Source organism: Henriciella marina DSM 19595, assembly GCF_000376805.1.
Classification (GTDB): Bacteria; Pseudomonadota; Alphaproteobacteria; order Caulobacterales; family Hyphomonadaceae; genus Henriciella; species Henriciella marina.
Genome location: NZ_AQXT01000002.1, coordinates 459,674 through 483,256, shown reverse-complemented (window position 1 = coordinate 483,256; position 23,583 = coordinate 459,674). Strand labels below are relative to the sequence as shown.

The 23,583-nt window shown below is 61.4% G+C and carries 23 protein-coding genes and 1 pseudogene; 10 read left to right on the top strand and 14 right to left on the bottom strand.

Annotated features, from left to right (window positions below; genetic code table 11):
* Positions 1-33: 33 nt before the first annotated feature.
* The gene (locus F550_RS0102420) at positions 34-774 is read right to left on the bottom strand and encodes an NnrU family protein (RefSeq protein ID WP_018146933.1); all 741 of its coding nucleotides are present in this window, start codon (positions 772-774) and stop codon (positions 34-36) included.
* On the opposite strand from F550_RS0102420, the gene F550_RS0102415 reads away from it, so the two are divergent.
* Positions 754-1,956 carry an FAD-dependent monooxygenase gene (locus F550_RS0102415; RefSeq protein WP_018146932.1) on the top strand — a complete coding sequence of 401 codons (1,203 nt, stop codon included), beginning with the start codon at positions 754-756 and terminating at the stop codon, positions 1,954-1,956. The genes F550_RS0102420 and F550_RS0102415 overlap by 21 nt on opposite strands.
* On the opposite strand, the gene F550_RS0102410 is transcribed toward F550_RS0102415, so the two are convergent.
* The gene (locus F550_RS0102410; RefSeq protein WP_018146931.1) at positions 1,937-2,935 is read right to left on the bottom strand and encodes an NADPH:quinone oxidoreductase family protein; all 999 of its coding nucleotides are present in this window, start codon (positions 2,933-2,935) and stop codon (positions 1,937-1,939) included. The genes F550_RS0102415 and F550_RS0102410 overlap by 20 nt on opposite strands.
* 150 nt (positions 2,936-3,085) lie before the next feature.
* On the opposite strand from F550_RS0102410, the gene F550_RS16615 reads away from it, so the two are divergent.
* Positions 3,086-3,631 (top strand): prepilin peptidase, encoded by a 546-nt coding sequence (locus tag F550_RS16615; protein WP_018146930.1) that lies wholly within the window; start codon positions 3,086-3,088, stop codon positions 3,629-3,631.
* Between the two features lie 56 nt (positions 3,632-3,687).
* Here the strand turns inward: F550_RS16615 and F550_RS0102400 are convergent, their stop codons facing one another.
* A complete protein-coding gene (locus F550_RS0102400) occupies positions 3,688-5,748 on the bottom strand; it encodes a catalase (RefSeq protein ID WP_018146929.1) in 2,061 nt (686 codons plus the stop codon).
* A 273-nt stretch (positions 5,749-6,021) separates the two neighbouring features.
* Here F550_RS0102400 and F550_RS0102395 point away from each other — a divergent pair, with 273 nt between their 5' ends.
* On the top strand, positions 6,022-6,267 hold the full coding sequence (locus F550_RS0102395; protein WP_018146928.1) for a hypothetical protein: 246 nt from the start codon (positions 6,022-6,024) through the stop codon (positions 6,265-6,267).
* Here the strand turns inward: F550_RS0102395 and F550_RS0102390 are convergent.
* The 3 genes from F550_RS0102390 to guaA all read right to left on the bottom strand — a co-directional run bounded on the left by F550_RS0102390 (position 6,249) and on the right by guaA (position 10,074).
* Positions 6,249-7,463: an acetate/propionate family kinase gene (locus F550_RS0102390; protein ID WP_018146927.1), complete on the bottom strand. Its 1,215-nt coding sequence runs from the start codon at positions 7,461-7,463 to the stop codon at positions 6,249-6,251. The genes F550_RS0102395 and F550_RS0102390 overlap by 19 nt on opposite strands.
* Positions 7,460-8,398, bottom strand: coding sequence for a bifunctional enoyl-CoA hydratase/phosphate acetyltransferase (locus F550_RS0102385; RefSeq protein WP_018146926.1), 939 nt, complete (start codon positions 8,396-8,398; stop codon positions 7,460-7,462). The genes F550_RS0102390 and F550_RS0102385 overlap by 4 nt, the downstream gene beginning before the upstream one ends.
* A 92-nt stretch (positions 8,399-8,490) precedes the next feature.
* Positions 8,491-10,074 carry a glutamine-hydrolyzing GMP synthase gene (gene guaA / locus F550_RS0102380; protein ID WP_018146925.1) on the bottom strand — a complete coding sequence of 528 codons (1,584 nt, stop codon included), beginning with the start codon at positions 10,072-10,074 and terminating at the stop codon, positions 8,491-8,493.
* Between the two features lie 65 nt (positions 10,075-10,139).
* Between guaA and F550_RS18320 the strand changes: the two genes are divergently transcribed.
* Entirely contained in the window at positions 10,140-11,321 is a 1,182-nt protein-coding gene (locus F550_RS18320; protein ID WP_018146924.1) for an aspartyl/asparaginyl beta-hydroxylase domain-containing protein, read from the top strand.
* Positions 11,322-11,433: 112 nt separating this feature from the next.
* On the top strand, positions 11,434-12,378 hold the full coding sequence (locus F550_RS0102370; protein WP_156807799.1) for a hypothetical protein: 945 nt from the start codon (positions 11,434-11,436) through the stop codon (positions 12,376-12,378).
* A gap of 18 nt (positions 12,379-12,396) precedes the next feature.
* On the opposite strand, the gene F550_RS0102365 is transcribed toward F550_RS0102370, so the two are convergent.
* Genes F550_RS0102365 through F550_RS0102355 form a run of 3 tightly spaced genes read right to left on the bottom strand, consistent with a single transcriptional unit; the run spans position 12,397 to position 14,687 of the window.
* Positions 12,397-12,834 (bottom strand): hypothetical protein, encoded by a 438-nt coding sequence (locus F550_RS0102365; RefSeq protein WP_018146922.1) that lies wholly within the window; start codon positions 12,832-12,834, stop codon positions 12,397-12,399.
* Complete coding sequence (locus tag F550_RS0102360) at positions 12,834-13,343, bottom strand: hypothetical protein (protein ID WP_018146921.1); 510 nt, start codon at positions 13,341-13,343, stop codon at positions 12,834-12,836. The genes F550_RS0102365 and F550_RS0102360 overlap by 1 nt, the downstream gene beginning before the upstream one ends.
* Before the next feature lie 36 nt (positions 13,344-13,379).
* The gene (locus F550_RS0102355) at positions 13,380-14,687 is read right to left on the bottom strand and encodes an RsmB/NOP family class I SAM-dependent RNA methyltransferase (protein ID WP_018146920.1); all 1,308 of its coding nucleotides are present in this window, start codon (positions 14,685-14,687) and stop codon (positions 13,380-13,382) included.
* A gap of 118 nt (positions 14,688-14,805) precedes the next feature.
* On the opposite strand from F550_RS0102355, the gene F550_RS0102350 reads away from it, so the two are divergent.
* Both F550_RS0102350 and F550_RS16605 read left to right on the top strand, forming a co-directional pair.
* Complete coding sequence (locus F550_RS0102350; protein WP_018146919.1) at positions 14,806-15,099, top strand: DUF1330 domain-containing protein; 294 nt, start codon at positions 14,806-14,808, stop codon at positions 15,097-15,099.
* A 70-nt stretch (positions 15,100-15,169) separates the two neighbouring features.
* Positions 15,170-15,778, top strand: a complete 609-nt coding sequence (locus tag F550_RS16605; RefSeq protein WP_018146918.1) for a GNAT family N-acetyltransferase — start codon at positions 15,170-15,172, stop codon at positions 15,776-15,778.
* A gap of 94 nt (positions 15,779-15,872) precedes the next feature.
* On the opposite strand, the gene F550_RS0102340 is transcribed toward F550_RS16605, so the two are convergent.
* Positions 15,873-16,319 carry a MarR family winged helix-turn-helix transcriptional regulator gene (locus F550_RS0102340; protein ID WP_018146917.1) on the bottom strand — a complete coding sequence of 149 codons (447 nt, stop codon included), beginning with the start codon at positions 16,317-16,319 and terminating at the stop codon, positions 15,873-15,875.
* A 92-nt stretch (positions 16,320-16,411) separates the two neighbouring features.
* Here F550_RS0102340 and F550_RS0102335 point away from each other — a divergent pair, with 92 nt between their 5' ends.
* A complete protein-coding gene (locus tag F550_RS0102335; RefSeq protein WP_018146916.1) occupies positions 16,412-16,837 on the top strand; it encodes an ABA4-like family protein in 426 nt (141 codons plus the stop codon).
* Between the two features lie 3 nt (positions 16,838-16,840).
* On the opposite strand, the pseudogene F550_RS19545 reads toward F550_RS0102335, so the two are convergent.
* The 3 genes and pseudogenes from F550_RS19545 to guaB form a co-directional block, all read right to left on the bottom strand.
* Positions 16,841-16,970, bottom strand: a pseudogene (locus F550_RS19545) (hypothetical protein); the annotation flags it as partial.
* Positions 16,971-16,991: 21 nt separating this feature from the next.
* Positions 16,992-18,398, bottom strand: coding sequence for an ATP-binding protein (locus F550_RS0102330; RefSeq protein ID WP_156807797.1), 1,407 nt, complete (start codon positions 18,396-18,398; stop codon positions 16,992-16,994).
* 96 nt (positions 18,399-18,494) lie between these two features.
* Complete coding sequence (guaB, locus tag F550_RS0102325; RefSeq protein ID WP_018146914.1) at positions 18,495-19,949, bottom strand: IMP dehydrogenase; 1,455 nt, start codon at positions 19,947-19,949, stop codon at positions 18,495-18,497.
* A gap of 233 nt (positions 19,950-20,182) precedes the next feature.
* Between guaB and F550_RS0102320 the strand changes: the two genes are divergently transcribed.
* Positions 20,183-21,865 (top strand): M20/M25/M40 family metallo-hydrolase, encoded by a 1,683-nt coding sequence (locus tag F550_RS0102320; RefSeq protein WP_018146913.1) that lies wholly within the window; start codon positions 20,183-20,185, stop codon positions 21,863-21,865.
* Positions 21,866-21,967: 102 nt separating this feature from the next.
* Positions 21,968-23,164: a PrnB family protein gene (locus F550_RS0102315; protein ID WP_018146912.1), complete on the top strand. Its 1,197-nt coding sequence runs from the start codon at positions 21,968-21,970 to the stop codon at positions 23,162-23,164.
* Positions 23,165-23,178: 14 nt separating this feature from the next.
* On the opposite strand, the gene F550_RS0102310 is transcribed toward F550_RS0102315, so the two are convergent.
* A complete protein-coding gene (locus tag F550_RS0102310) occupies positions 23,179-23,511 on the bottom strand; it encodes a hypothetical protein (protein ID WP_156807796.1) in 333 nt (110 codons plus the stop codon).
* Positions 23,512-23,583 lie beyond the last annotated feature (72 nt).

Below are 23,583 nucleotides of genomic sequence, written 5' to 3'. Positions count from 1 at the left end.
ACGAAACCGTAATGCAGTCGAAGAGAGACGCGCCTAAGCTCCGCCCATGCCAGCGATGACAGGCCGACCAAAGAGCAGCGCATGCAGGCCGAAAATCATCGCGCCCCAGATCACAAGGCCGATGAGAAGCGCAATCATGTCGCTGGAAAGCGCCGTCTTCACATTGTGCGGCAGGCCGGTTTCACCGCGCTTCTTGACCATGATCCGGTCGAACACGGCATAGGCGAGGAAACTGCCAAACAGCAGAATCGAATTGAGCTCACCATTCGCCAGCAGATGCCCGATCGCCCAGATCTTCACGGCTACCAGCATGGGATGCTTCAGCGTCTTCTTGATGTGACCAGCCGGCAGATAGGCCGCGACGAGGATTGGCATCGCTATCAGTTGCAGGAGGATATTGAGGTGCGCGGTCCAGACCGGCGGCTGCCAGATAATCGCCGATGGCCGCGCCGCGCCATATCCCCAGACGATGAGAACGAAACCGGCGATCGCAACCAGGCTATAAAGGCCCTTGAACGGCCCCGCCCCCATGCGCGCCTCGATCCGCGTCGCTGGCGCACGCGTGCGCACTGCCGAATAGACATGCAACCCGAAGAATATAACCAGCCCCGCAACCAGATAGATCATATCCGCCTCCCCTGTTGTCGTCATCATGACGCCAAACCAGTTGACCAGCAAGCAGATGTCGAACGCGGCAATCGGCCTCCGCACCGGCGCTTGCCCAATGCCGCGAGCAAAGCCATGACTGACAGGATGACCAGTAAAAAACGTCATGCCCTTATCGCTGGCGGCGGCATAGGCGGCCTCACCTCCGCGCTATGTCTCGCCCGGCAAGGCTGGACGGTCGACCTGTTCGAGGTAGCCACCAGCCTGACCGAGGTCGGCGCTGGCCTGCAGCTCAGCCCGAACGCCATGAAGGTCTTTGCCGTGCTTGGCCTCGCAGACCGGGTCGCAGAGCGCGGCTTTGCCCCCCAAGCGCTGGAGCTTCGGCTCGGCCGCTCGGACCGCCGCGTCTTTTCCGTCCCCGTCAACCAGCACCCATCGCCGGCCTGGGGCGCGCCCTACGTCCACATCCACCGCGCTGACCTCATCGATCTCCTGGCCGCAGCGGTGGAAGCCAGCCCGCAGATAACGGTCCATCTCGGCGCACAGGCCACCGGCTACAAAGCCGACAGCGGCCGCGCGGAACTCATCCTGGAAGGGAAGCTCACCACCGAAGGCGACGTCCTGATTGGCGCTGATGGTCTTCATTCGACCATCCGCAAACAGATGCTGGGGGATATCCCCGCCCGCTTCACCGGCAATCTCGCCTGGCGCCTCACCGTGCCGATAGACCGGCTGACCGTGCCGCCTCCGCCAACCGCCTGCGTCTGGGCTGGCCCCGGCCGCCACGCTGTCACCTACAGACTGAGAGGCGGCACGCTCGCCAATTTCGTCGGCATTGTCGAACGCCATGACTGGCGCGGCGAAAGCTGGACAGAGCAAGGCACCAAGGAAGAAGCGCTCAACGACTTCAGGGGATGGGACAGCACACTCACCGACCTCATCGACAAGGCTGACACACATTATCGCTGGGCCCTCTTTGACCGGGAGCCGCTCGGCACATGGAGCGACAGCCCCGTCACCCTGCTTGGCGATGCCTGTCACCCCATGTTGCCCTTTCAGGCTCAGGGCGCCGCCCAGTCCATCGAAGACGCCTACTTGCTGGCCGAGCAGCTTGGCGGCAACGCGCCGGTGCCCGATGCCCTCGCCCGCTATGAAGCCACGCGCAAGCCGCGCACCGCGCGCATTCAGGCAGCCTCGCGCGCCAATATGAAGACCTTTCACAAGCGCTCGCCCGCCGAGCAGGCGGCGACCTATGGGCCCATGTGGATCGCAGGTCAGCTCCTGCCCGGCGTGGTCCGTTCACGCCTCGACTGGATCTACAGCCACGACGTTACAGCGATGGATCGATGATCACCCGCCCGACAACGCGGCGCTCTTCCATTTCGGCAAACGCCGTCCGCCAGTCATCCAGCGCATAGACACCGTGGGCATGCGGTGTGACGGACTTCTCCTCGATCAGCTTCCAGACCGCTTCCATATTCTCGCGCCCCTTTTCCGGGAACTGGCGGCCATACTCGCCTGCCCGGACACCGACGACCGAGAACCCCTTGATCAGCGGCATGTTCACCTTGACCTCCGGGATACGTCCGGACGCAAATCCAACGACCAGAAGCCGGCCATTGAACGCAATGCAGCGCACGCTCTCATCAAAGACATCGCCGCCGACAGGGTCATAGATAACGTCCGCGCCGCCGCCGGTGATCTCCTTCACCTCCTCGCGAAACCCGCCCGAATAATTGATGACGGCATCGGGCGCATATTTGTCCTCGATTATCTTCAGCTTGTCGTCCCGCGAGGCCGCCGCGATGACCTTTGCGCCGAGATGCTTGCCAAGGTCCACGGCGGCGAGGCCAACACCGCCTGCCGCGCCATGCACCAGCAGCCATTCGCCCGGCTGTATCTCGGCCCGCCGCACAAGTGACACATACGCCGTCAGATAGGCTGACCCGACAGAGGCCGCCGCCGCGAAATCAAGGTGATCCGGTATCTTCCGCACTTTCTCGGCGCTGTAGGTATTATATTCGGCAAACGCGCCGCCAAGACGGCTCGTCACCACGCGGTCTCCGACCGAAAAGCCGCTCACGCCCTCGCCCAGCGCCGCGACCTCGCCCGCCACATCCCCGCCCGGAATAAACGGCAGCGACGGTTTGTGCTGATAGCCGCCCTGCGTCATCAGAAGGTCCGGGAACCCCAGGCTCCCTGCCCGGATGCGCAGCAGGATTTCGCCCTTTGCAGGCGCGGGCACGTCAATCTCTCGGAGGTGGACGCCCTTATACTTCTCGCCCAGCTCCTCGACCTGAAGCGCTCTCATCTTGTCTGGTACGCTCATCTTTGCGCCTCCTCTCCTGCCGCTTGTTCTTACGGGTTATCTAGAGGCAGTTATCGGCCCCGGCCATTATGACGTCGCGGCGGGTTAGATAGACGTCCTCCCCCCGCGCGCTCGCCACATGCGGCGAAAACGGATAGGGGCTGACGGAACATGCGCGCCGCCATCCTTCTCCTCTACGCCCTGTTGGCCCTCGCCGTCGCCGTCTCGGCATGGCTGTGCGCGCCGCCCGGCATGCTCATCCTGACGCTCGCTATGGGCGCGGTCCTAGTAACGCTCGCAATTATCGACTGGCGCACCTTCATCCTGCCGGACCCATTGAATGTGGTTCTCGCAGCCCTCGGCGGCCTCATGGTTTGGCAGCACGCCCGCGCCGACTGGCTGGATCACCTCATCGGCGGTGCCGCAGGTTATCTCGTACTTCTCGGTCTTGAGCTTTTCTACCGTCATGTCCGCGGCATCGACGCCCTTGGCCGCGGCGACGCCAAGCTTGCTGGCGCCCTCGGCCTCTGGCTCGCCTGGCAAGGCCTGCCGCTCCTTTTCCTGATCGCCGCCGCAAGCGGTCTCCTGGCGGTGCTGGTCTATGCTGGCCTGATGCGGCGGCAATTCACCACCGACACACCCATCGCCTTCGGCCCCTGGATCGCCCTCTCCGGCTGGATCTGCTGGCTGGCAGGCCCCGTTATATCGCCCGCATGAAAAATCCCGGCCCCTTGAGAGGCCGGGATTGATCTTTTCACGAAGTGACGGGCGCTTTACGCGTCGCGATCCCACTTGCGGAGCTTGGGCAGCGCCTTCAGGAACCCGTCCATGCCGCCGTCGTCGAGCCGGAAGCAGCCATCGTCGAGTTTGCCCATGACGCCTGCTTCCTTGAGCAGTGGTTCTGCTCCTTCAGTCAGGCCGATGAACTTGCCGTGCGCCATCGCGTCAGTGACGAAATCACGTGCGGGCGGGAGATCAGCAAGCGTGTTCGCGCCCTCTTCGGACAGAACCAGCGCGACGGCGTCATAGAGTATGGACGGCCCGCCATCGATCTTCTCGCCAGCCTCGATATGGCTCCCATCGCTTAGCTTGGCGCCGCCTACCTTGGGCGCAACGACCACAGTCAGTGCGCCAGCCTCTTCCATCGCATCCTGCAAAGCCTTCACCGTGCCGGCATCGCTGCCATCCGCGACGAGGATGCCCAGCTTGCGGCCTTTGAAGTTCTTTGGACCATTCTTGATGATGCTGAGGGCATCGGACACTTTCAGATCGGTCTTTGTCTCGCGCGCCGCCTTCGCAGGTTCTGGCAGCTCGAGCCCAAGTCCCTCTGCCACAGCCTCCGCCAGGTCTTCATGGATATTGCGAAGGTGAGACAGCATCCGCTTTCGAACGCGCATTTCCTGGCATTTTGACAGCTCGAAGGTCAGTGCATTGGCGATGTGGGTCTGCTCAATATCCGTCTGGCTAAGATAGAACTGGCGTGCCTGGCTGTAATGGTCGGCAAAGGTTTCCGATCTCGTGGCAACCTTTTGACCGCTTACTTCCTCGGGATAGTGGCGGTAGCCATTCGCTGGATCCTCACGCGGGCCCCCTTCTTCGGTGCCCCAGCTGTTCGGTTCATAGTTTGCACGCCCCTTTGGATTGTGCATCGCCATGTGGCCGTCCTGCTGGAAATTGCGCATCGGGCATTGCGGCGCATTGATTGGAATGTGGGTAAAATTCGGGCCGCCGAGGCGCTTCACCTGCGTGTCGAGGTAGGAGAAATTACGCCCCTGCAGAAGCGGATCATTCGAGAAGCCAATTCCCGGCACGACATTGTTCGTGCAGAAGGCGACCTGCTCTGTCTCGGCGAAGAAATTGTCGACCACCTTGTCGAGCACCAGCCGCCCGACAATCCGGACCGGCACATCCTCTTCCGGAATGATCTTCGTCGCGTCGAGCACGTCAAAGTCAAACTTCTCGGCGAATTCCTCATCGAAAACCTGCAAGCCAAGTTCCCACTCAGGATAGTCACCCGTCTGGATCGCATCCCACAAATCGCGGCGGTGGAAATCCGGGTCAGCACCGTTGATCTTCAGCGCCTCATTCCAGACCACAGACTGAAGGCCCTGTTTGGGCTTCCAGTGGAATTTCACGAAGGTCGACTTGCCCTCGGCATTGATCAGCCGGAACGTGTGTACGCCAAAGCCTTCCATGAAGCGGAAGGAGCGGGGGATCGTCCGGTCGGACATGATCCACATCACCATGTTCATCGATTCCGGCGACAGGGAGATGAAGTCCCAGAAATTGTCGTGCGCCGTTTGAGCCTGCGGGAAGCCGCGGTCGGGCGCCGGCTTGGCGGCGTGGATCAGGTCGGGGAACTTGATTGCGTCCTGGATGAAGAAGACGGGGATATTGTTGCCAACCAGGTCCCAGTTGCCTTCCTTGGTGTAGAATTTTGTCGCGAAGCCGCGCACATCGCGCGCGACATCCGGGGAGCCCTTGTTCCCGGCAACCGTAGAGAAGCGAGTAAAGGTCGGCGTTTTCTCGCCTTTCTTGAATATTGCGGCGCGGGTGAGATCTGAAAGGTCTTCAAGACACTCGAAAAACCCATGCGCTGCAAACCCACGCGCGTGAACGACACGTTCTGGAATGCGCTCATGATCGAAGTGGAAGATCTTTTCGCGGAAGTGGAAGTCATCCATCAGCATCGGGCCGCGCTCTCCGGCCTTGAGATGGTTCTGATCGTCGGAAACCGTCACGCCCTGCTGCGTCGTCAGGGCTTCATATCCATCCGCTGTCGTCTGGTGCGTTGCGCCCGATCCGTCGATCGGAAGATCTTTTTCGTTGGCCATGGGAAGTCCTTTTGAGTGGATTGCTCTTCCCTAAGAATGGCGCGCGCGCCACATTCGTTCCCGGTATCTTGCAAGCAAAAGCGGCAGATCCCGCCCAACCGTCAAAGAACTTAACCGAGAGCAAGTCATCCTCTTAGATTATGCAGGATGAGACGGGGACCGTGGCCACAGCCAGCACGTCGACCTCTGCACTCGGGAACGCAGTGGCCTGAAAGTGGGTTATATCGAGATAGGAATATTCGAACCCCGGCGCTCGCCAGGAAGGCAAAACACATGACCGAGAAACGCACCGACACCCGCGAGCATACGCTCGACGAAAAAGCCAAGCCGCGCACCACGCCAGACACCAACGAGCAGATCGAACGCAAGAAAGCGCTCCGCAGCTCAGGCGAATTTCCACCAGGCACCGCGCCCAAAGACGACGATATCGAACAGGACGTCGAACGCGAGAGCTGGGACCGGCTGAAGGCGGAGCCCCGCCGGAACCCCAAGGCGCCGCCCTATCGCGGCGAAGACTGATCGCGCCCGTCCAGGCTGAGGACTGAGAGCGCCTCGCGCGCGATCACCGCTTCCTCATCTGCCGGTATGACCAGCGTCTTCACCGTTGCACCGCCTTTATGCGCGACCCGGCGACCCTCCCGGTTCGCCGTGCCATCCAGTGAAACGCCCAACCAGCCAAGTCGCCCGCAGATGCGTTCACGCACCTGCCAGGAGTTTTCTCCAACGCCGCCGGTAAATACCAGCACATCCAGACCCTGCACCGCCCCGGCCAGTGAGGATATCTCCCGCGCAATCCGGTAGGCGTAGACATCCAGTGCCTCTCGCGCTGCCGGGTCATCGCTCGCCAGCAACTGGCGCACGTCGCCGCTGATGCCGGACAGGCCGAGCAGTCCCGACCGCTTGTAGAGCAACTCGGACACCTCGTGCGCGCTCATCCCGCGATCCTTGATGAGATGCAGCACCAGGCCGGGATCGACACTTCCAGACCGCGTTGCCATCGGCACACCATCGAGCGCGGTCAGCCCCATACTGGTCGCGGCGCTCTGGCCGTTCCGCATGGCACAGAGGCTTGCCCCGCTGCCAAGGTGTGCAACCACGACCCGTCCACAGTCTTCGGGTGCCAGGCTCTCTTCCAGCACGTCTGCAATATGCGCATAGGACAGACCGTGAAACCCGAACCGCAGAAGTCCCTCATCAGAGAGCTCGCGCGGGATCGCATAAAGCTCTGCCACGCGCGGCTGCGTTCTATGAAAGGCCGTATCGAAGGAGAGGCTCTGCGGCATGTCCGGCCAGAGCTTCTCAATGCCCGCCACACCGGCAAGATTTTCTTCCTGGTGAGACGGCGCCAGGACACTTAATTTGCGAAGCTGCTCCACCACCTCCGCGCCCGCACGAACCGGGCCGGTAAAGTCCCGCCCGCCATGAACGACCCGGTGACCGACGCCGCGAATGTCCCTGTCCCCGAGCGCCTCCGAGGCCCATCCTGCTAGTGCAGCAACCAGGTCGCCCTTTTCGTCCCCTGCGGCCTGGAGAGACTTGGGCAAGTGTTCCACCGCGCGATCATCGATCGACGCCGAAAAGTCGCGCCCGTCCGGCAGACCTGAGAGGGTTGCCTTGAGCACGCGCCTGCCAGCCCTGTCGCCTTCAACCTCATAGGCGGCCAGCTTGATGCTGGACGAGCCGGTATTCACGGTCAGGATCGCCTCCCGGCTCAATGCGAAACCTCCAGCCAGCGCCCATAAAGCTTTGCCAGCGCGCAGGAGCCGACCCGCTCCACGGCGCTATCGGCCCGGCTGGTCAGGATCACCGGGACTTTGGCGCCGAGCACAACGCCTGCCGCCGCCGCGCCCGCCAGATAGTCGAGCTGCTTTGCAATCATGTTGCCCGCTTCAAGCGACGGCACGACGAGGATATCGGCGCGGCCCGCAACGGGCGACACGAACCGCTTGGTCGCGACCGCCTCTGCCGAAACGGCAAGATCAAAGGCCAGCGGCCCATCCAGCACGCCGCCGGTAATTTGCCGCCTGTCGGCCATCTTGCAGAGGGCAGCGGCATCAATCGTGGACACGATGTTGCTATCCACTTCTTCGGTGGCCGACAGGATCGCCACCAGCGGCTCGGGAATTCCCAAAGCGTGCGCCAGATCGATGGCGTTCTGCACGATGTCGCGTTTGGTCTTGAGGTCCGGCGCAATATTGATCGCCCCGTCCGTCATCAGAAGCGGCTTAGGATAGGCTGGCGTCTCAAGGACAAAGACATGGCTCATTCTGCGTTCCGTACGCAGCCCCGCAGACCGGTCGATGATCGCCTGCATCAGCTCATTTGTGTGAAGGGCACCCTTCATCAACGCTTCGACTTCGCCTTCCCCGGCGAGCTTCGCTGCGCTCTGAGCGGCATCATGGCTGTGTTCCCGGGCGATGATCTCAACGCCGGAGAGATCCATTCCGGCCTCGTCTGCCGCAGCCCTTATCTTGTCCTCGGGCCCCACCAGAACCGGCTCGATCAGCCCGGCATCGCGCGCCTCTATAGCCCCGCTCAGCGACAGACGGTCGACCGGGTGGACCACCGCCGTCCGCATCGGCTTGCCGGCAGCTTTTTCGACAAGGCCCCGGAAGGCATCTGGTGGATCACTTCTCGGCGAAGATGGCATGAGCGGCTCCCTGAATGCTGCTCTGGCAACTCCCTCACGAAGCGGGTGTCCCGGTCAAGACGTTGCGCAGGATCAGAGGCCTGGGAAAGCTTCTATTCCCACTCAATCGTACCTGGCGGCTTGCTGGTCACATCATAGACGACGCGGTTGACGCCCTTCACTTCATTGATGATGCGCGTTGCGACACGGCCGAGGAAGGCGTGGTCGTAGGGGTAATAGTCGGCCGTCATGCCATCGGTTGAAGTCACGGCCCGCAATGCCAGCACGGCCTCATAGGTGCGCTCATCGCCCATGACACCGACCGTGTTCACCGGCAGCAGCACAGAGAAAGCCTGCCAGATCTCATCATAGAGCCCGGCAGCCTTGATCTCCTCAATATAGATCGCATCTGCCTTGCGCAGCGTGTCGGCCTTCTCGCGGGTGATCTCACCCGGGATGCGGATCGCAAGACCCGGCCCCGGAAAGGGATGGCGCCCGATAAAGCTCTGCGGCAGGCCAAGCTCACGGCCAAGCGCGCGCACCTCATCCTTGAAGAGCTCACGCAGCGGCTCGACCAGCTTCATGTTCATGCGCTCAGGCAGGCCGCCGACATTGTGGTGAGACTTGATCGTCACCGAGGGCCCGCCTGTTGCCGAGACGCTTTCGATCACGTCCGGATAAAGCGTGCCCTGCGCCAGAAAATCAGCCCCGCCAATCTTCTTTGCTTCTTCCTCGAAGACGTCGATGAAGAGCCCGCCAATTGTCTTGCGCTTCTTCTCTGGGTCACTGATCCCTTCAAGCGCGCCGAGGAAGGTCTTGCTCGCGTCCACATGGACCAGCGGAATATTGTAATGGTCACGGAAAAGCCCGACGACCTCTTCGCTTTCATTCAGGCGCATCAGGCCATGGTCAACGTAGACGCAGGTCAGCTGATCGCCGATCGCCTCATGGATTAGCACGGCCGCGACCGACGAATCGACCCCGCCCGACAGCCCGCAGATCACCTTGCCCTTGCCGACCTGTCGGCGGATTTTTTCGATCGCTTCATCGCGGTAAGCGGCCATCGTCCAGTCGCCAGAGAGGCCCGCAATCTTGTGGGTAAAGTTGCGCAGCATTTCTCGGCCATGCACCGTATGGACGACTTCCGGATGGAATTGCGTGGCATAGAAGCGCCGGTTGAGATCAGCGATGATGGCGAGCGGTGCACCCGGCGATTTTGCGATAATGCCAAAACCCGGCGCCAGCTCGGCGACATGGTCGCCATGGCTCATCCAGACTTCTTCCTTGCCATCCCCGCCAGCAAACAGACCTTCCAGCAACTCGCTATCCGTCACCTTCTCAATGAAGGCGCGCCCGAACTCCCGGCTGGTGCCGCTTTCAACCTTGCCGCCAAGCTGCTCCATCATAACCTGCTGGCCATAGCAGATGCCGAGCACCGGCACGCCGCGCTCGAAAACCGCCTGATCGGCGCGCGGGCTGTCGTCCCACGTGACACTGGACGGCCCGCCCGACAGGATGATCGCCTTCGGGTCGAAGTCGTCGAGGAACGCCTCATCCACCTTGTTGAAGGGGTGGATCTCGCAATAGACGCCGCTTTCGCGCAGGCGCCTTGCGATCAATTGTGTGACCTGAGAGCCAAAGTCGACAATCAGGACATGTTCGTGCTTGTCCGCAACGGAATCGGGTAAACTGGCCATGCAGCCTCCTAACCATTAATGCCGGGGGCTGGAAGGGCCTCGGTGCCGGTAAGGATGCGTAAGATATGACAGAAGCAAGAGACCAGTCCGCCAAGGGGATGCAGGCACTGCGGCAGAAGGACGGACGGGGCGCAGAGGCTGCGTTCCGACGCGCCATAGAGCTCGGCTGGCCTGGCCCCGATGTCTGGGTGACCCTCTCCTTTGCGAAATCCCTTCAGGGCGACATGGCCGGGCGTATAGCGGCGCTGGAAAAAGCGCTGGAAATCGATCCGGGCAGCGTTCGCGCCCGCCTGCATCATGGACAGGCACTTGTTGGCGCAGGCCGCGCCAAGGAAGCTGAAGCCTCCTTCAGGCAAGGCCTCGACGCTGTGACGCCCGAGCTTATGCGTAATCCTGAAATTATTCAGCTGGTGCGGGCCGCGGAGACAGTTCTTGGCGTATCTGACAGCGAGGCATCGCCGGCTCGGAATGAGACCGCCGAGACGCTCGACAAGTTCGCCGCAGACCATGAAGTTGGCAGCGCGCCTGATGACGACCTCTTCCGCCAGTCCCTCGATATTCTGTCGGGACGCGCCATTCACTATCCCTCCCGGCCGACCCGCTACTTCTATCCAGGCCTGCCCAATCGGCAATTCTATCCGCCAAAAGACTTCGCCTGGACCGGCCAACTTGCCGCCAGCACGGCCGACATACGCGATGAGCTTGAGGCCCTGCTGAATAAGCAGGCGGCGGAGGCTGCAGGCTTCACGCCTTACGTCGAAAGGGCCGGACGTGAGGGCGCCAGCGTCTCTCACCCCCTCCTCGACAATCCGGACTGGAGCGCCTTCTACCTCATCAAGCAAGGCACCCGCATTGAGGAAAACATTGCCCGTTGCCCGAAGACTTGGGCCGCTGTCGAAGCCATAGGCGACGCTGTAAACCCGGCCCCTGCCCCATCCATACTCTTCTCGCGGCTGGAGCCCGGGGCTTCGATCCCGCCGCATCATGGCCAGTTCAACACGCGCCTCATCTGCCACCTTCCGGTCATCCTTCCAGGCGATTGCGGTTTCAGGGTTGGTAATGAGACGCGCGAATGGCGGGACAGCGAGGTCTTTATCTTTGACGATACGATCGAGCACGAGGCTTGGAACAGAAGCGAGAACCCGCGTTACGTTCTGATTTTCGAGATCTGGCATCCGGCCCTTTCGGAGCGCCAGCGACAGCTCGTCAGTGACCTTTTCAAGCTAGGGGGTAGCCCGGCCAACTGACGCACACCATCGAGCAGGTTGAACGCTGCGGGTTCAGAGAAACGGGGTAGAATTTAAAGCATTCCGCTACGGAACCTTGCAGGCAGTCGGTCGTTCTGATGGCGTGAAACTCGTGCGTGCGTCATATGCCGTGCTGCTTTCGATGGCAGCCGGGTCTGCGGCTAGCGCCGACGACGCTTGCAGCTCACTGAACCCGCTCCTTCAGTCGGTCGGGACTATCCAGGAAATTGAAATCGAAACCAGCCGCAAGGCACAACTCGCCAGTGTAGAGACACTCGGCGAGACTCTCGACGAAATTGCGGTTCTCGACCTTTATGCCGATCTCAGCGCCGATGAGATGGATGTGCATCAGACTGCGCTGTTCGTCTTCGTCGGGCAGCTCAATCTCGCAATGGAACGTTTCTATGCTGGCGAGAAGGATACCGCGCTCCAGACGTTCCGCGCCGGTGTTCCAAGACTGGCGCGTGAGGAAATCACCCGGCTCCAGGCGGAATTGGCCTGCAATGTCGCGGCCTCTGAATTTGCCGTGCCGCAGACGGATTCTTCAGCATTGCCAGTCAGGTCCACGGGTCAACCGGTTCATCTCAATAGCCCAAATACCAGAGTATCGAGCCGGTGGATGCGCCCCGGCGACGCTGGCGTCCCCTACCGGGCCGCCGTAGGCAGGGACACGCCCGAGGCCCTCAGAGATCTGTCCAAGTACAAAATTCACATCTTGGTTGCGCTCGTCTTTCTGACAGGCCTCGCGCTATGGGGCCGGCGCAAGGTAAAGCGCTGGAAAGACCGGGCAGAACGCCGCATATGTTATCAGTCCGTGAGCGTGCGTCTCGACCAACAGGTAAGGCAGCTGACCATTGTTGACTTCAACGTTTCCGGTGTCCGCATTAAACATGATGGGTTGATCAGGAGACGGCGCCCGATATCGCTCAAGATCGACGAGGATTGGCACAAGGGACAGATCGTCTGGATGAACGATACCTATGCCGGCATTCACCTTGCGACGCCCCTGACAGACCATCAGGTCGACAGGCTCTGGGCGGCGCCCGCCGGCGCATAACCGGGCCCTACCGCATCGCTAGTCTCCGGACGCCGGCGCCTCGATGTCTTCCGGCCAGCCAAACTGACGCGGATGCATATGGAAACTGATCATCTCATCGGCTTTGGTGTGCAGGCTGATAAAGCGGCGAAGCAGGCCCCGTCTCTCCTCGACGATGGCGACACTGCGCGGAATAGCCAGCGGCGGATGCGCCCAGCGAAACAGGACATGTGGCTTCAGCCACAGCGTATCCGTGCCAAACTCCGCCCACAGCATGCCGCGATAATGCACCCGCGGAAAGCGCCCCCTGCCCAGCGTCACCAGTACCAGCCGCTTGCCGTCAAAACTCTCTGGTATCTCGCACGCATAGACCCGCGCCAGCGTTCGCCAGCCGCTTGCCCAAGATAGGAAGCTGACAATACCGGCCCACATCGCCCCGAAGAAAACCGGGAAAGCAAGAACGATAAGCCAGACCATTATGCTGCCTTGTTCGTCTCCCGGGCCCGGTCGCGAAACTGGTTCATCAACGTCACCAGCCGCGCGCCCCTCACCTTGTACGGCTCCGTCAGCCGCACTCGCCCGAACATCAACACGCCAGCCATCCGCGGCAGCGCCTTGCGCTTCTGATCGGTCAGCTTGAACGCCACCTGACGCGAGGCTGGCATCCCCTTGCTGCCTGTATGATGAAGGCTGAACTCGGTGACTTCCGACCAGCCAATCTTGCCCAGCGACTTGAACTCGCTGGATTCAAAGCCGTCCTTGTCCAGCGTCAGCCAGGCATGTTTGAACAGCGCCGCCGACACGCCAACCAGCGTCGTCATCGAAAAGAAGACGGTCAGCCAGACGCTGATATCGTCGGTCGGGCCGTTCCCGGTCCAGCGCATCGCCGTCAGCATCCCGGCGAAAAGCGCGCTCGCGCTCGCCAGCACAAGATACTGGCGATTGGTGGCGCGAAGATGCAGAGTTTCAGGCAGCGGTGTCAGCATAAGATCAAGCTCACACTGATTCCGGATTTTGCGCCATCAGGCGGCCCTCTGCATCACCGCAAAGAAGAACCCGTCAGTCCCGGCACTGCGCGGGGTCAGCCGCACCGATGTGCCCCCCTTGCAGCCGGCTGCCACGGCCGCCTCGCCTTCTTCGGTCAACAAGCCCGATGCAATCACCTGATCGGCGGCATTCATCTGCGTAAACTCGCCATTGCGCGACAGGAAATCAGCGACCCGGTCCTCGTCTTCCTCGATCAGGAAGGAACACGTCGCATAGACCAGACGCCCGCCCGGCTTCACGAACGCGCTCGCCGCCTCCAGGATCTCGGTCTGCTCTTCCATCCGCTTTGCCAGCTGCTTGTCTTTCAGGCGCCACTTCGCATCCGGCCGGCGCCGCCACGTGCCCGTGCCGGTGCATGGCGCGTCGACGAAGACGATATCCATCAGGCCTTTCAGCGCTTCGACGGCGTCGGGCTCGCTTGGATGCGCCAGCTGCACATTATGCGCGCCAGAGCGTTTCAGCCGCGGGATCAGCGCAGAGAGCCGTCGCCCATCGATGTCATAGGCATGGATCTGCCCCTTGCCGCCCATCATCGCGGCCATGGCCAGCGTCTTGCCGCCGCCGCCGGCGCAATAGTCCAGCACCTGGTCGCCCGGCTTGGCATTCGAGGCCGCCGCCGCGATCTGGGAGCCCGCATCCTGCACCTCGACCCAGCCTTTGGAATAGGCCGGAATGCTTTCCAGCGATGTTTCGCGCTCGGACGGGTCACGCGCAGGGATATGGTAGGCATTCTTCAACAGCGGCGATTCCACCGCATGCGCAGACCGCATCGGCCCGCCTGCCTTCTCCGCGCTCACTTTCAGTGTATTGACCCGGATATCGACATCGGCGCGCACCGCCATGGCCTGCGCCTCGACAACCTTCTCCTCGCCGAAGACCCGCTCCATCATCGGCTCCATCCAGTCAGGATAGTCGCCCGCCACGTACGGCGCCGCCGTCACATCAGGCGCCAGCACAAGCCGCTCGCGCTCTTCCAGAGTCAGCTTGGACGGCGCATGCTCTTCATCTATGGCCCCATCGATACGGATGATGTCCCAGCTCCAGGCATGGGCCAGCGCGCCAAGCACCAGTGCCCGCGGCTCGTCAGATCCCATCGCATGCGCGATCGAGTTCTTCTTGCGCAGCGCATCCAGAACCAGACCCGAAACAAAGGCCCGGTCTTTCGAGCCCGCATACCGCGCCCGCTTGCCCCAGTCGCGCGCCGCCGATTTGACCGGCTGGTGCCGGTTGAGGACATCGGTGAGGACATCAATTGCCGCTGCTATTCTTCCGCCGTCGCGCATAAGGGTCGCCTGTTCTTCTATTCCTGCGAGCGATTTACGCCCGCTTGATGCTTATTGAAACCGATAGACACCGTCCAAGGTGCAATCCTACAGTGGTGGCCAAGAGGGAGGACGAAAAATGCCAGCCTATATCGTGGCCCGCATCAGCATCGCTGACCGCGACACCTATTCCGACTACGAAGCCGGATTCATGGAGATTTTTTCCGCCCATGCCGGCAAGCTCCTGTCCGTCGATGAGGCCCCAACCGTCCTCGAAGGCGACTGGACATGCACCCGCACGATCCTTGCCGAATTTCCCGACAAGGGCGCGGCGCTCTCCTGGTACAATAGCGAGGCCTATCAGAAACTGATGCAGCACCGCCTCGCCGCCTCGACCGGCGAAATTGCCCTTCTAAGCGGCTTGCCCGCATGACCCCCGCAGACTATCCCGCGCTCATGCTGAGCGAAGTCGAAGCACGAGCGCCCATCGGCCGGAGCCCGCAATGAACATCGACCTTCCTTCTGATATGCGGCGCGCACACAAGCGCGACTGGCAACAGCTTGGTGACATCACCGCAGAAGCCTTCCGCGATGATCCGGTCAACCGCTATCTCTTCGGCACCCCCGAAGGCGTTCGCGCGGCCATGCGCGTGCTGGCGCGCCACGTCTATCTGCCCGCCGGAATGTGCCATCTCATCGACGACAAGGGCGCGACCATGTGGCTGCCGCCCGGCGCTGGACCGGCCTTCGGCCTGCGCGCGCAAATCCTCTTTGCCCTCGGCCAGCTGCGCCACGGCTCCAAAGGCGCCATGAAACGCGCGATGCACCTCTCCAGCCTGATGGAAAAACATCACCCCATCGCGCCGCACATGTACCTCTTCTCAATCGGCACGACAGAGGCCGCGCGCGGCAAGGGCATCGGCAAGACGCTGCTCCGCCCGGTCCTCGATGCCTGCGACCGCGATGGCGTCCCCGTCTATCTGGAAAACTCCAACGCCGCCAATCACGGCTTCTACACCGCCCACGGTTTTGAAAAGACCGCGGAGTTCAATGTCGGCGAAGACGGCCCACCCATGGCCCCGATGTGGCGCGAGCCGCATGCTGAAGCCTGAACGTTGGCCTCCGACAATGCCTGTGAAAAGCAGGTATACATGGCCCTCAGAGAGGCGATTGCCTCGCAGTAACCGCCCATATCAGCGCGCCGCACTAGGTCAGACTGGCTCGCGCCCCTGAAACCAGACGCCCCAACAGCGATGTTAGCTGGTCAAGCTCGTCCTCACTCCACCGGTCCTCGAAGAGATAGCCTGCATGGGCCGCAAAAGTCGTCTCAGCCTCACTGAGCCGTACGGCTCCTGCCTCTGTCAGCACGACAAGCGCCATACGCGCGTCGCGCCCGCCCGTCTCGCGCTCGACCAGACCGATCTTTTCCATCGGGGCGACCGTGCGCGTGATCGTCGATGCGCTGACGTGAAGGCGCCTTGCGAGTTCGACCCGCGGCAGCCGGTTCTTCTCTGCCTGCTTCAGATGAAGCAGCAGAAAATACTCGTTTACCGAGATGCCGTGAACGGCCGCGAAAGGGCCCGACAAGCGCGCTCTGAAATCGTCGGCAGCCTGCAGCAGCCGCAATGCACTGATCATGGTCAACTCGTTCATCTCGCTTTCCTAGCAAAATTTACTTGCGTACGCAAGCTTATTGCAATTATATAGCAGGCATCGCCTGATGGACGATTGGGGGGACACATCAAATGAATCTTGAACTGATTTTTTCGCTCTCGGGACTGCTCGCCATGACAGGCTGGGCGGCGCTGCTGGCCTCACCGCTTATCCCGGCCTGGTCGGACCGGATCGCAGGCCTCATTATTCCTGTCGTGCTCTCGAGCGCCTATGTCACGCTTGCATTTCTACCGAATGAGAATGGCGGCGGGTTTGGCAGCCTCGAAGAGGTCGGCCAGCTTTTCACCGACCGCACGGCGCTCATGGCGGGCTGGATCCATTTCCTCGCCTTCGATCTGCTGATCGGTGCCTGGATATGCCGCACGGCGCGCCGTGAGAACATACGCTTCTGGTGGGTCGTCCCCACCCTGCCCCTGACATTCATGTTCGGCCCAGCCGGCTTCCTTGCCTTTAGCGCTGTGCGCGGGCTGGCCGGCATGAAACGCCAGACAGACTGATCGCTACCGCCCAACCGAATAGTTCGGGGCTTCCCGCGTCATCATGACATCGTGAACGTGGCTCTCGAAAAGGCCCGCGCCGGTTGATCTGCACGAACTCTGCCTTCTGGTGCAGCTCTTCGGTCGCCTTTGCAGACTGCCAGATTGTGCAGCGCTAGGACTCAGCCTTTGCGATAAAGAGCTTACCGCCAAGATCCTTTCCGCGAACCCACCTCGCCCAGAGCTTGAAGTAAGGATCTACGATCGTCACCGTCTTTTCCTCGGGACTGTAGTAGATCGGAGAGCGGTCGCCGCGCTTGCCGCCCATCTTACGCTGAATCTCCATCGCTTTAGATGCCAGGACACCAGATAAGTTCTCCGGCATATGACCTTTATGCAGGATCTTCGTTTCGATCCGACGTTTGAGTGCCTCCAACGTGAGCGGTTCGAAAGGACGGATATGGCTTATTCCGAGAACAAACACTTCAGCCATCGAAAGGAGTCGACCGTCACGATCCTTAGTCAGCCATTTTCTGTCCCCGCCATTGTCTATGATCTGGTCCAAATGTCTGGTCAGCGGCACGGAATGCCTGCCCGCGAGTTGGCCGGCATCGTTTCGTTTGAGGACCGGTAGACGTCTTGGCGTCTCGAGCCTGGCCTCAACTTCGTTTTCGTAGCAATATTGCGAGCACAGCCCCTGCATTAAAAGCGGACTGAAATAGGCGCACCGCGCCAATTGCATAATCGAATCCTGACTGGCAGTCACGTTAAGGGTCGCGAAGCCCAGCCGGGCGATCTCCTGAAGCTCTTCAGCCTCCCATGAGGGCATCTGCGTATCGATCACGCGTCCTGCGAAATCGGCAAGGTCGCCGGTTGTGGCAAGCTTTTCGTTCGCAACGGAAAGAAGGATCATCTTGCAACCTTCGCCCAGTGCCTCTTTCAGCGGCGGAAAGATGTCTGGCAGGAGAGCCCGGTCCAGCCAGTGGAAATCATCTATGACGATCGTGTGGGGATTGGCCTTGAGAAACTCTATGACGCCGACGCGCCCCGGGGTGTTGATGACGTGCGTGATGGAATGACGCTGACGTTGTTCAGTCATATGGCCAGAGCCAGCCTCATAGGACGCCCCTATCTGCCCTGTTCCCGCCCTGAATTCGGCTGAACGTCCAGAATAGTCCGAGCCAGCATTTTCTTGGGCAAGCCCAACCAGAGACTGTTCCGGCGCCTGAATGGCCGCGCGCAGCTTCTCCCAGAACTCTGATTGAGACATCGTTTCATAAGCGTGGATGTGCGCACGTGGCAGGGGACCAGCAAAACGCTTTGCGAGTACCGTCTTGCCGGACTTCGACGGTCCGTGCAGGTGAACGATCCGGTTATCGTATCGCAGACTATCGCGAACCAGTTTTTCAGCCTTGGGCCGCGACACATATGTATAAGGCACATAAAGGGCACTGGGTTTGAAGACATCGTTCAGTTGAACCGGTACCGCCTGTTTGGATTTAGCTGCACCTTTGTCCGCTCTGTCTGCCCGGCCCACATCAGCTCGACGTGCTGACCCAAAGATTCTGCCTAGAATTCCCATAGCCTGTCCCCCAGCCTGCGAGGAACTAGGCTAACGCAACACGCACTAATTGCAACTTATAAGCGAACCGAGCGGCAAACTAAGCGCCTCATATCGCTACCGCCCAACCGAATAGTTCGGGGCTTCCCGCGTCATCATGACGTCGTGGACGTGGCTCTCTGAAAGGCCCGCGCCGGTAATCTGCACGAACTCTGCCTTCTGGTGCAGCTCTTCGATCGTCTTTGCGCCGACATAGCCCATCGCGGCCCGAAGTCCGCCGACCATCTGGTGGACGATATTGCCGATCGGGCCTTTGAACGGCACCTGGCCTTCAATGCCTTCAGGTACCAGCTTGTCGTTGGAGACTTCCTTCTGGAAATACCGGTCCGCCGACCCGCGTGACATCGCGCCGAGGGATCCCATGCCACGATACGCCTTGTAGCTGCGCCCCTGGAAGAGGAACACCTCGCCCGGCGCCTCTTCGGTGCCTGCAAAGGCAGAGCCCATCATCGCCGTTGATGCGCCTGCCGCCATGGCTTTCGCAAAGTCGCCGGAGAATTTGATCCCGCCGTCGGCAATGATCGGCGTACCCGTCGCCTGCGCGGCCTCTGCGCAATCCTCGATCGCGGTGAGCTGCGGCACGCCGACGCCCGCCACGATCCGCGTCGTACAGATGGAACCCGGCCCGATGCCGACCTTGATCGCATCGGCGCCGACATCGATCAGGGCTTTCGTCGCCGCCGCCGTCGCGACATTGCCCGCGATGACCTGCACCGAGTTCGACAGCTTCTTCACACGCGCTACCGCATCCAGCACAGATTGCGAATGCCCATGCGCGGTATCGATCACGACGGCATCGACGCCCGCCTCGATCAGCGCTTGCGTGCGCTCAAAGCCCGCATCGCCCACCGTGGACGCCGCCGCAACGCGCAGGCGCCCCTGCGCATCCTTGGCTGCGTTCGGGTTAAGCTGCGCCTTTTCCATATCCTTGACCGTCAGCAGGCCGACGCACTTGCCCGCCTCATCGGTAATGACCAGCCGCTCGATACGGTGCTTGTGGAGAAGCTGGCGGGCTGCCTCGATCGGCTCTTCCATCGTGACCGACACGACATTGCGGGTCATGAACTCAGCGACTTTCCCATTCGGGTCGTCGACAAAGCGCGTATCGCGATTGGTGATGATGCCGACGACGGTGCCGTCTGCCTCGACAACCGGCACGCCGGAGAAACCGGTCCGCGCCTTGATGTCGTTCAGCTCTTTCAGGCTGGCCGTCGGGGCGATGGTGATGGGGTTCATCACCACGCCGCTTTCATACTTCTTCACCTGCATGACCTGCCCGGCCTGCTCTTCGACCGTCAGGTTGCGATGAACGACGCCGATGCCGCCAGCCTGCGCCATCGCAATGGCAAGGCGCGCCTCGGTAACGGTGTCCATCGCAGCGGACAGAAGCGGAATGTTCAGCGGAATGGACCGGGTGAGCCAGGTCGACGTGTCCACATTGGCCGGCATAACCTCGCTCGGGCCGGGCTGCAGAAGCACGTCGTCGAAAGTGATCGCTTGGCGGATTTTCATGTGGGGAGCTCCCTTTTCGGCCTAGTAAGGGAGTCGCGGGCTTTCTGGAACCCCCTTTTGCAAGGAAAACTGAAACCGAGAATGGCGCGATGCAGCCATCTGCGCCGCCCGGACCGCAGCCCCCTCTTTGGTCTCGCCTAAAAAACCCGTTACACCCTCGTGGTATGACCCGGCCAGACTGGCAGATAGCGGAGGCTTCACCGATGATCAGGACACTTATCAGCTCAATAGGCATGGCAGCCCTCGTCGCCGCCTGCTCGCAGCCCTCTGACACCGAGGCACCCGCCACAACGCCAGAGCAAGACGAGGCGGCCACAGAAACCGCCTCGATCAGCACCGAGAACCTCTCCGACATCGTGAAGACGCTTGCTTCTGACGAGTTCGAGGGCCGCGCACCCGGCACGGTCGGCGAAACCAGGACGGTCGAATATCTCATCGACAAGTTCGAGGAGATCGGCCTTGAGCCGGGCGGGCGCGATGGCGGCTGGACCGACCCTGTCACCCTCGTCCATTCCCGCGTCGTCGACCTTCGCACGCTCAACGTCCAGTCCAGCGAGACCACGCTCGACATGCGCCAGGGCCGCGACATTGCGATCAGCTCCGCCAATCCGCGCGAGACGATTGAAATCACTGACGCGCCGATTGTCTTTGTCGGCTTCGGCGCCAGCGCGCCAGAACGCGACTGGGACGATTATGGCGACATCGATCTCACAGGCAAAGTCGCCCTCTTCCTCGTCAACGATCCCGATTTCGGCGTCGCAGAGGATGACCCGGTCGCGGGCCGTTTCGGCGGCAACCGGATGACCTATTATGGCCGCTGGGTCTACAAGTTCGAGGAGGCCGCCCGCCGCGGCGCCGCCGCTGCCCTGGTCATCCATGAAACAGAAGCCGCAGGCTATGGCTGGAACGTCGCCGCCTCCGGTCCGGGCGAAAATTACGCGGTCGCGAGCGATGGGTCCGGCAAGCCTTCGGTCGACCTGCAAGGCTGGCTCCACCTCGACATGGCGAAGCAATGGATGGAAGTTGCCGGTCAGGACCTCGACGCCCTTCGTACCGCCGCCCGCAGCGAGGACTTCGAAGCCTTCACCCTCGAGGGCCTGACCTTCAACGCCGACCTTGGTCTGGAGGTCGAACGCATCGAGAGCCAGAACGTCCTCGGCAAGATCACTGGCACAGAGCGTCCTGACGAAACCATCATGCTGTCCGGCCACTGGGACGCCTATGGCAAGGGCATCGCCGACGAGCAGGGCCGCACCGTCATGCCCGGCGCAAATGACGACGCCCTTGGCATGGCAGGCATCATGGAAATCGCCCGCGTCCTGAAAGCGGGTGAACCGCTGGAGCGCACTGTCGTCATTGCTGCATGGACTGCTGAAGAACGCGGCCTTCTTGGCTCAGAGGCCTATGCGCAGGACCCGATCTATCCGCTCGAAACCACGGTCGCGAACTTCACCCTCGACATTCTCAACACGGCTGGTCCCGCAAAGGATGTCATCCAGGTCGGTGAGGGCCAGAGCGAGCTTGAAGACATGATGGCCGAAGCCGCAGACGCCCAGGGCCGCTATGTCTCGCCCGAAGGCCTGCCGCAGAATGGCCTCTTCTATCGCGCAGACCACTTCTCGCTCGCCCGGCGCGGCGTGCCGGTCATCCTCATCATGGGGATCGCAGGCGGGCCGGACCTCGTCGAGGGCGGCCGCGAAGCAGGCGCCGAATGGGTCGCTGGCTACATCGCCAACCGCTACCACAACCAGAATGACGCCTGGGACCCGGACTGGGACCTTCGCGGCGCCGCGCAGGATGTTGAGCTTATCCTCGACATGACCCGCACCCTCGCCAACAGCACGAAATGGCCCGCGATCAAGGAGACGTCAGAGTTCGTCGACATTCGCGCTGAAAGCGCCGCCACCCGCGACTAGAGAACGAGCCTTTCCCGTGAAGCCCCGGCGTAAAAGCTGGGGCTTTACGTAGCGTCCGTTCGGTGTGAGATAGTTTCAAACGAAACTATCAAGGGAGAAATCATGCCGAAGCTCAAACCACTCGACCAGTACGACATCTCTCGTGATCGCGGCTTTCTCTGCCGCTATGATGCCGGCGCCGTCACACTTCCGGCAGAGCTGCAGCCTGCCGTGGACGCGGCCATGGCTCTGCCCCACTCCATCGTGACCGGCCGCGTGCGGGAAATCCTCGCCCGTCTGCCTGTCATTGACCTCACCCGGTTCTGCAAGGCCGCCACAGATGAGCAGATCCGCAAGGCTTTCGTCCATTACACGTTCATGATCCAGTCCTGGGTCTGGGGTGAGCGCGAGGTGCCAACCTCCTTGCCTGAATGTCTTGCAAAGCCTGGCTGGCAGCTGGCCGACGCGCTCGATTCCAAACCGTTGCTGACCTATGCCACCTATGTCCTCGACAACTGGGCCAAGCTGGATGCGGACGGCCCCGTCGATCTCTCGAACGTCTACATGGTCCAGCCCTTCCTCTCTGGCGGAGATGAGGCGTGGTTTGTGCTTGTCCACGTGGCGATTGAGGCGCGCGCAGGCGACATGCTCGCGACCATTCCTGAAGTCATAGACGCCTGCGAAGCCAATGACGCCGCCGCCGTCGCTGCAGGCTTGAAGCGCATATCAGACGGCTGGGATGCGGTGAACGCAATCTTCGACCGCATGCCGGAGCGCTGCGATCCCTACATCTATTTCAACCGCGTGCGGCCCTACATTCATGGCTGGAAAGACAATCCGGCCCTCGGCGATGGCCTTGTCTATGAGGGCGTTCCGGCTGGCGAGAACAAACCTCAGGCCTTCCGCGGGCAGACAGGCTCGCAATCCTCCATCGTGCCGACCATGGACGCATTCTTCTCCATCGGTCATGCAGATGATCCGCTACGTCACTTCCTCGAAGAACTTCACGCTTACCGCCCGACCGGCCACCGCGCCTTTATCGAGGATGTCCGCGCCGCTTCTTCCTTGCGCGACTGGGTCAGCCAGCACGGCGATGCAACCATCCGTCAGCTCTACAATGACAACGTCATGAAACTTGCGCGCTTCCGCACCCGCCACCTCGAATACGCCGCCACCTACATCAACAAACAGGCTGGCAATTCACCGGGCAACGACATCGATGTCGGCACCGGCGGCACGCCCTTCATGAAGTACCTCAAAAAGCACCGGGACGAAGCCGAAGCCCATCTGCTCGACGTCGAAAAGGAACGCGTGAGCTAGCGAGCCCCCCCGACCTACTCGACAGGCTCCAGCTCTTTTGGCGCCGTCTCCTTGCGCTCGACCTTTTTGCGGGCTTTCGGCTTCGGCAACAGGCGGAACCGCGTCTGGCACCAGGCAAAGCCGACACCGACATCGAGCAGCGCATCGGACCGCCCGCACGGACAAAGAAACGGCATGACCATCCAGACCCGGTAGGTCTCACCCGCAACGAGCGGCACAGGCTCTCCCGTCACATGGTTCGGCGCCGCATTCACACACAGCACCAGATCGCCATCATTCACGTCATAAGGCATCGGGCAAAGATAGCATGGGCGGCGTGGGCACGGAAGGAACACCGTGGCAGTCATTCAAGTCGCGGCTTCAGGTATCTGATGCGCAGTCGCAACATTTGCGGATCAGGCGAATTTCGCTAGGGCGAT

Excerpts from the sequence above, each read along its gene's own strand:
- F550_RS0102415 (WP_018146932.1), top strand. The coding sequence starts at position 754 with ATGACCAGTAAAAAACGTCATGCCCTTATCGCTGGCGGCGGCATAGGC.
- F550_RS0102420 (WP_018146933.1), bottom strand. The coding sequence starts at position 774 with ATGACGTTTTTTACTGGTCATCCTGTCAGTCATGGCTTTGCTCGCGGC.
- F550_RS0102410 (WP_018146931.1), bottom strand. The coding sequence starts at position 2,935 with ATGAGCGTACCAGACAAGATGAGAGCGCTTCAGGTCGAGGAGCTGGGC.
- F550_RS16615 (WP_018146930.1), top strand. The coding sequence starts at position 3,086 with ATGCGCGCCGCCATCCTTCTCCTCTACGCCCTGTTGGCCCTCGCCGTC.
- F550_RS0102400 (WP_018146929.1), bottom strand. The coding sequence starts at position 5,748 with ATGGCCAACGAAAAAGATCTTCCGATCGACGGATCGGGCGCAACGCAC.
- F550_RS0102395 (WP_018146928.1), top strand. The coding sequence starts at position 6,022 with ATGACCGAGAAACGCACCGACACCCGCGAGCATACGCTCGACGAAAAA.
- F550_RS0102385 (WP_018146926.1), bottom strand. The coding sequence starts at position 8,398 with ATGCCATCTTCGCCGAGAAGTGATCCACCAGATGCCTTCCGGGGCCTT.
- guaA (WP_018146925.1), bottom strand. The coding sequence starts at position 10,074 with ATGGCCAGTTTACCCGATTCCGTTGCGGACAAGCACGAACATGTCCTG.
- F550_RS18320 (WP_018146924.1), top strand. The coding sequence starts at position 10,140 with ATGACAGAAGCAAGAGACCAGTCCGCCAAGGGGATGCAGGCACTGCGG.
- F550_RS0102365 (WP_018146922.1), bottom strand. The coding sequence starts at position 12,834 with ATGGTCTGGCTTATCGTTCTTGCTTTCCCGGTTTTCTTCGGGGCGATG.
- F550_RS0102360 (WP_018146921.1), bottom strand. The coding sequence starts at position 13,343 with ATGCTGACACCGCTGCCTGAAACTCTGCATCTTCGCGCCACCAATCGC.
- F550_RS0102355 (WP_018146920.1), bottom strand. The coding sequence starts at position 14,687 with ATGCGCGACGGCGGAAGAATAGCAGCGGCAATTGATGTCCTCACCGAT.
- F550_RS0102350 (WP_018146919.1), top strand. The coding sequence starts at position 14,806 with ATGCCAGCCTATATCGTGGCCCGCATCAGCATCGCTGACCGCGACACC.
- F550_RS16605 (WP_018146918.1), top strand. The coding sequence starts at position 15,170 with ATGAACATCGACCTTCCTTCTGATATGCGGCGCGCACACAAGCGCGAC.
- F550_RS0102340 (WP_018146917.1), bottom strand. The coding sequence starts at position 16,319 with ATGAACGAGTTGACCATGATCAGTGCATTGCGGCTGCTGCAGGCTGCC.
- F550_RS0102335 (WP_018146916.1), top strand. The coding sequence starts at position 16,412 with ATGAATCTTGAACTGATTTTTTCGCTCTCGGGACTGCTCGCCATGACA.
- F550_RS0102330 (WP_156807797.1), bottom strand. The coding sequence starts at position 18,398 with ATGGGAATTCTAGGCAGAATCTTTGGGTCAGCACGTCGAGCTGATGTG.
- guaB (WP_018146914.1), bottom strand. The coding sequence starts at position 19,949 with ATGAAAATCCGCCAAGCGATCACTTTCGACGACGTGCTTCTGCAGCCC.
- F550_RS0102320 (WP_018146913.1), top strand. The coding sequence starts at position 20,183 with ATGGCAGCCCTCGTCGCCGCCTGCTCGCAGCCCTCTGACACCGAGGCA.
- F550_RS0102315 (WP_018146912.1), top strand. The coding sequence starts at position 21,968 with ATGCCGAAGCTCAAACCACTCGACCAGTACGACATCTCTCGTGATCGC.
- F550_RS0102310 (WP_156807796.1), bottom strand. The coding sequence starts at position 23,511 with ATGACTGCCACGGTGTTCCTTCCGTGCCCACGCCGCCCATGCTATCTT.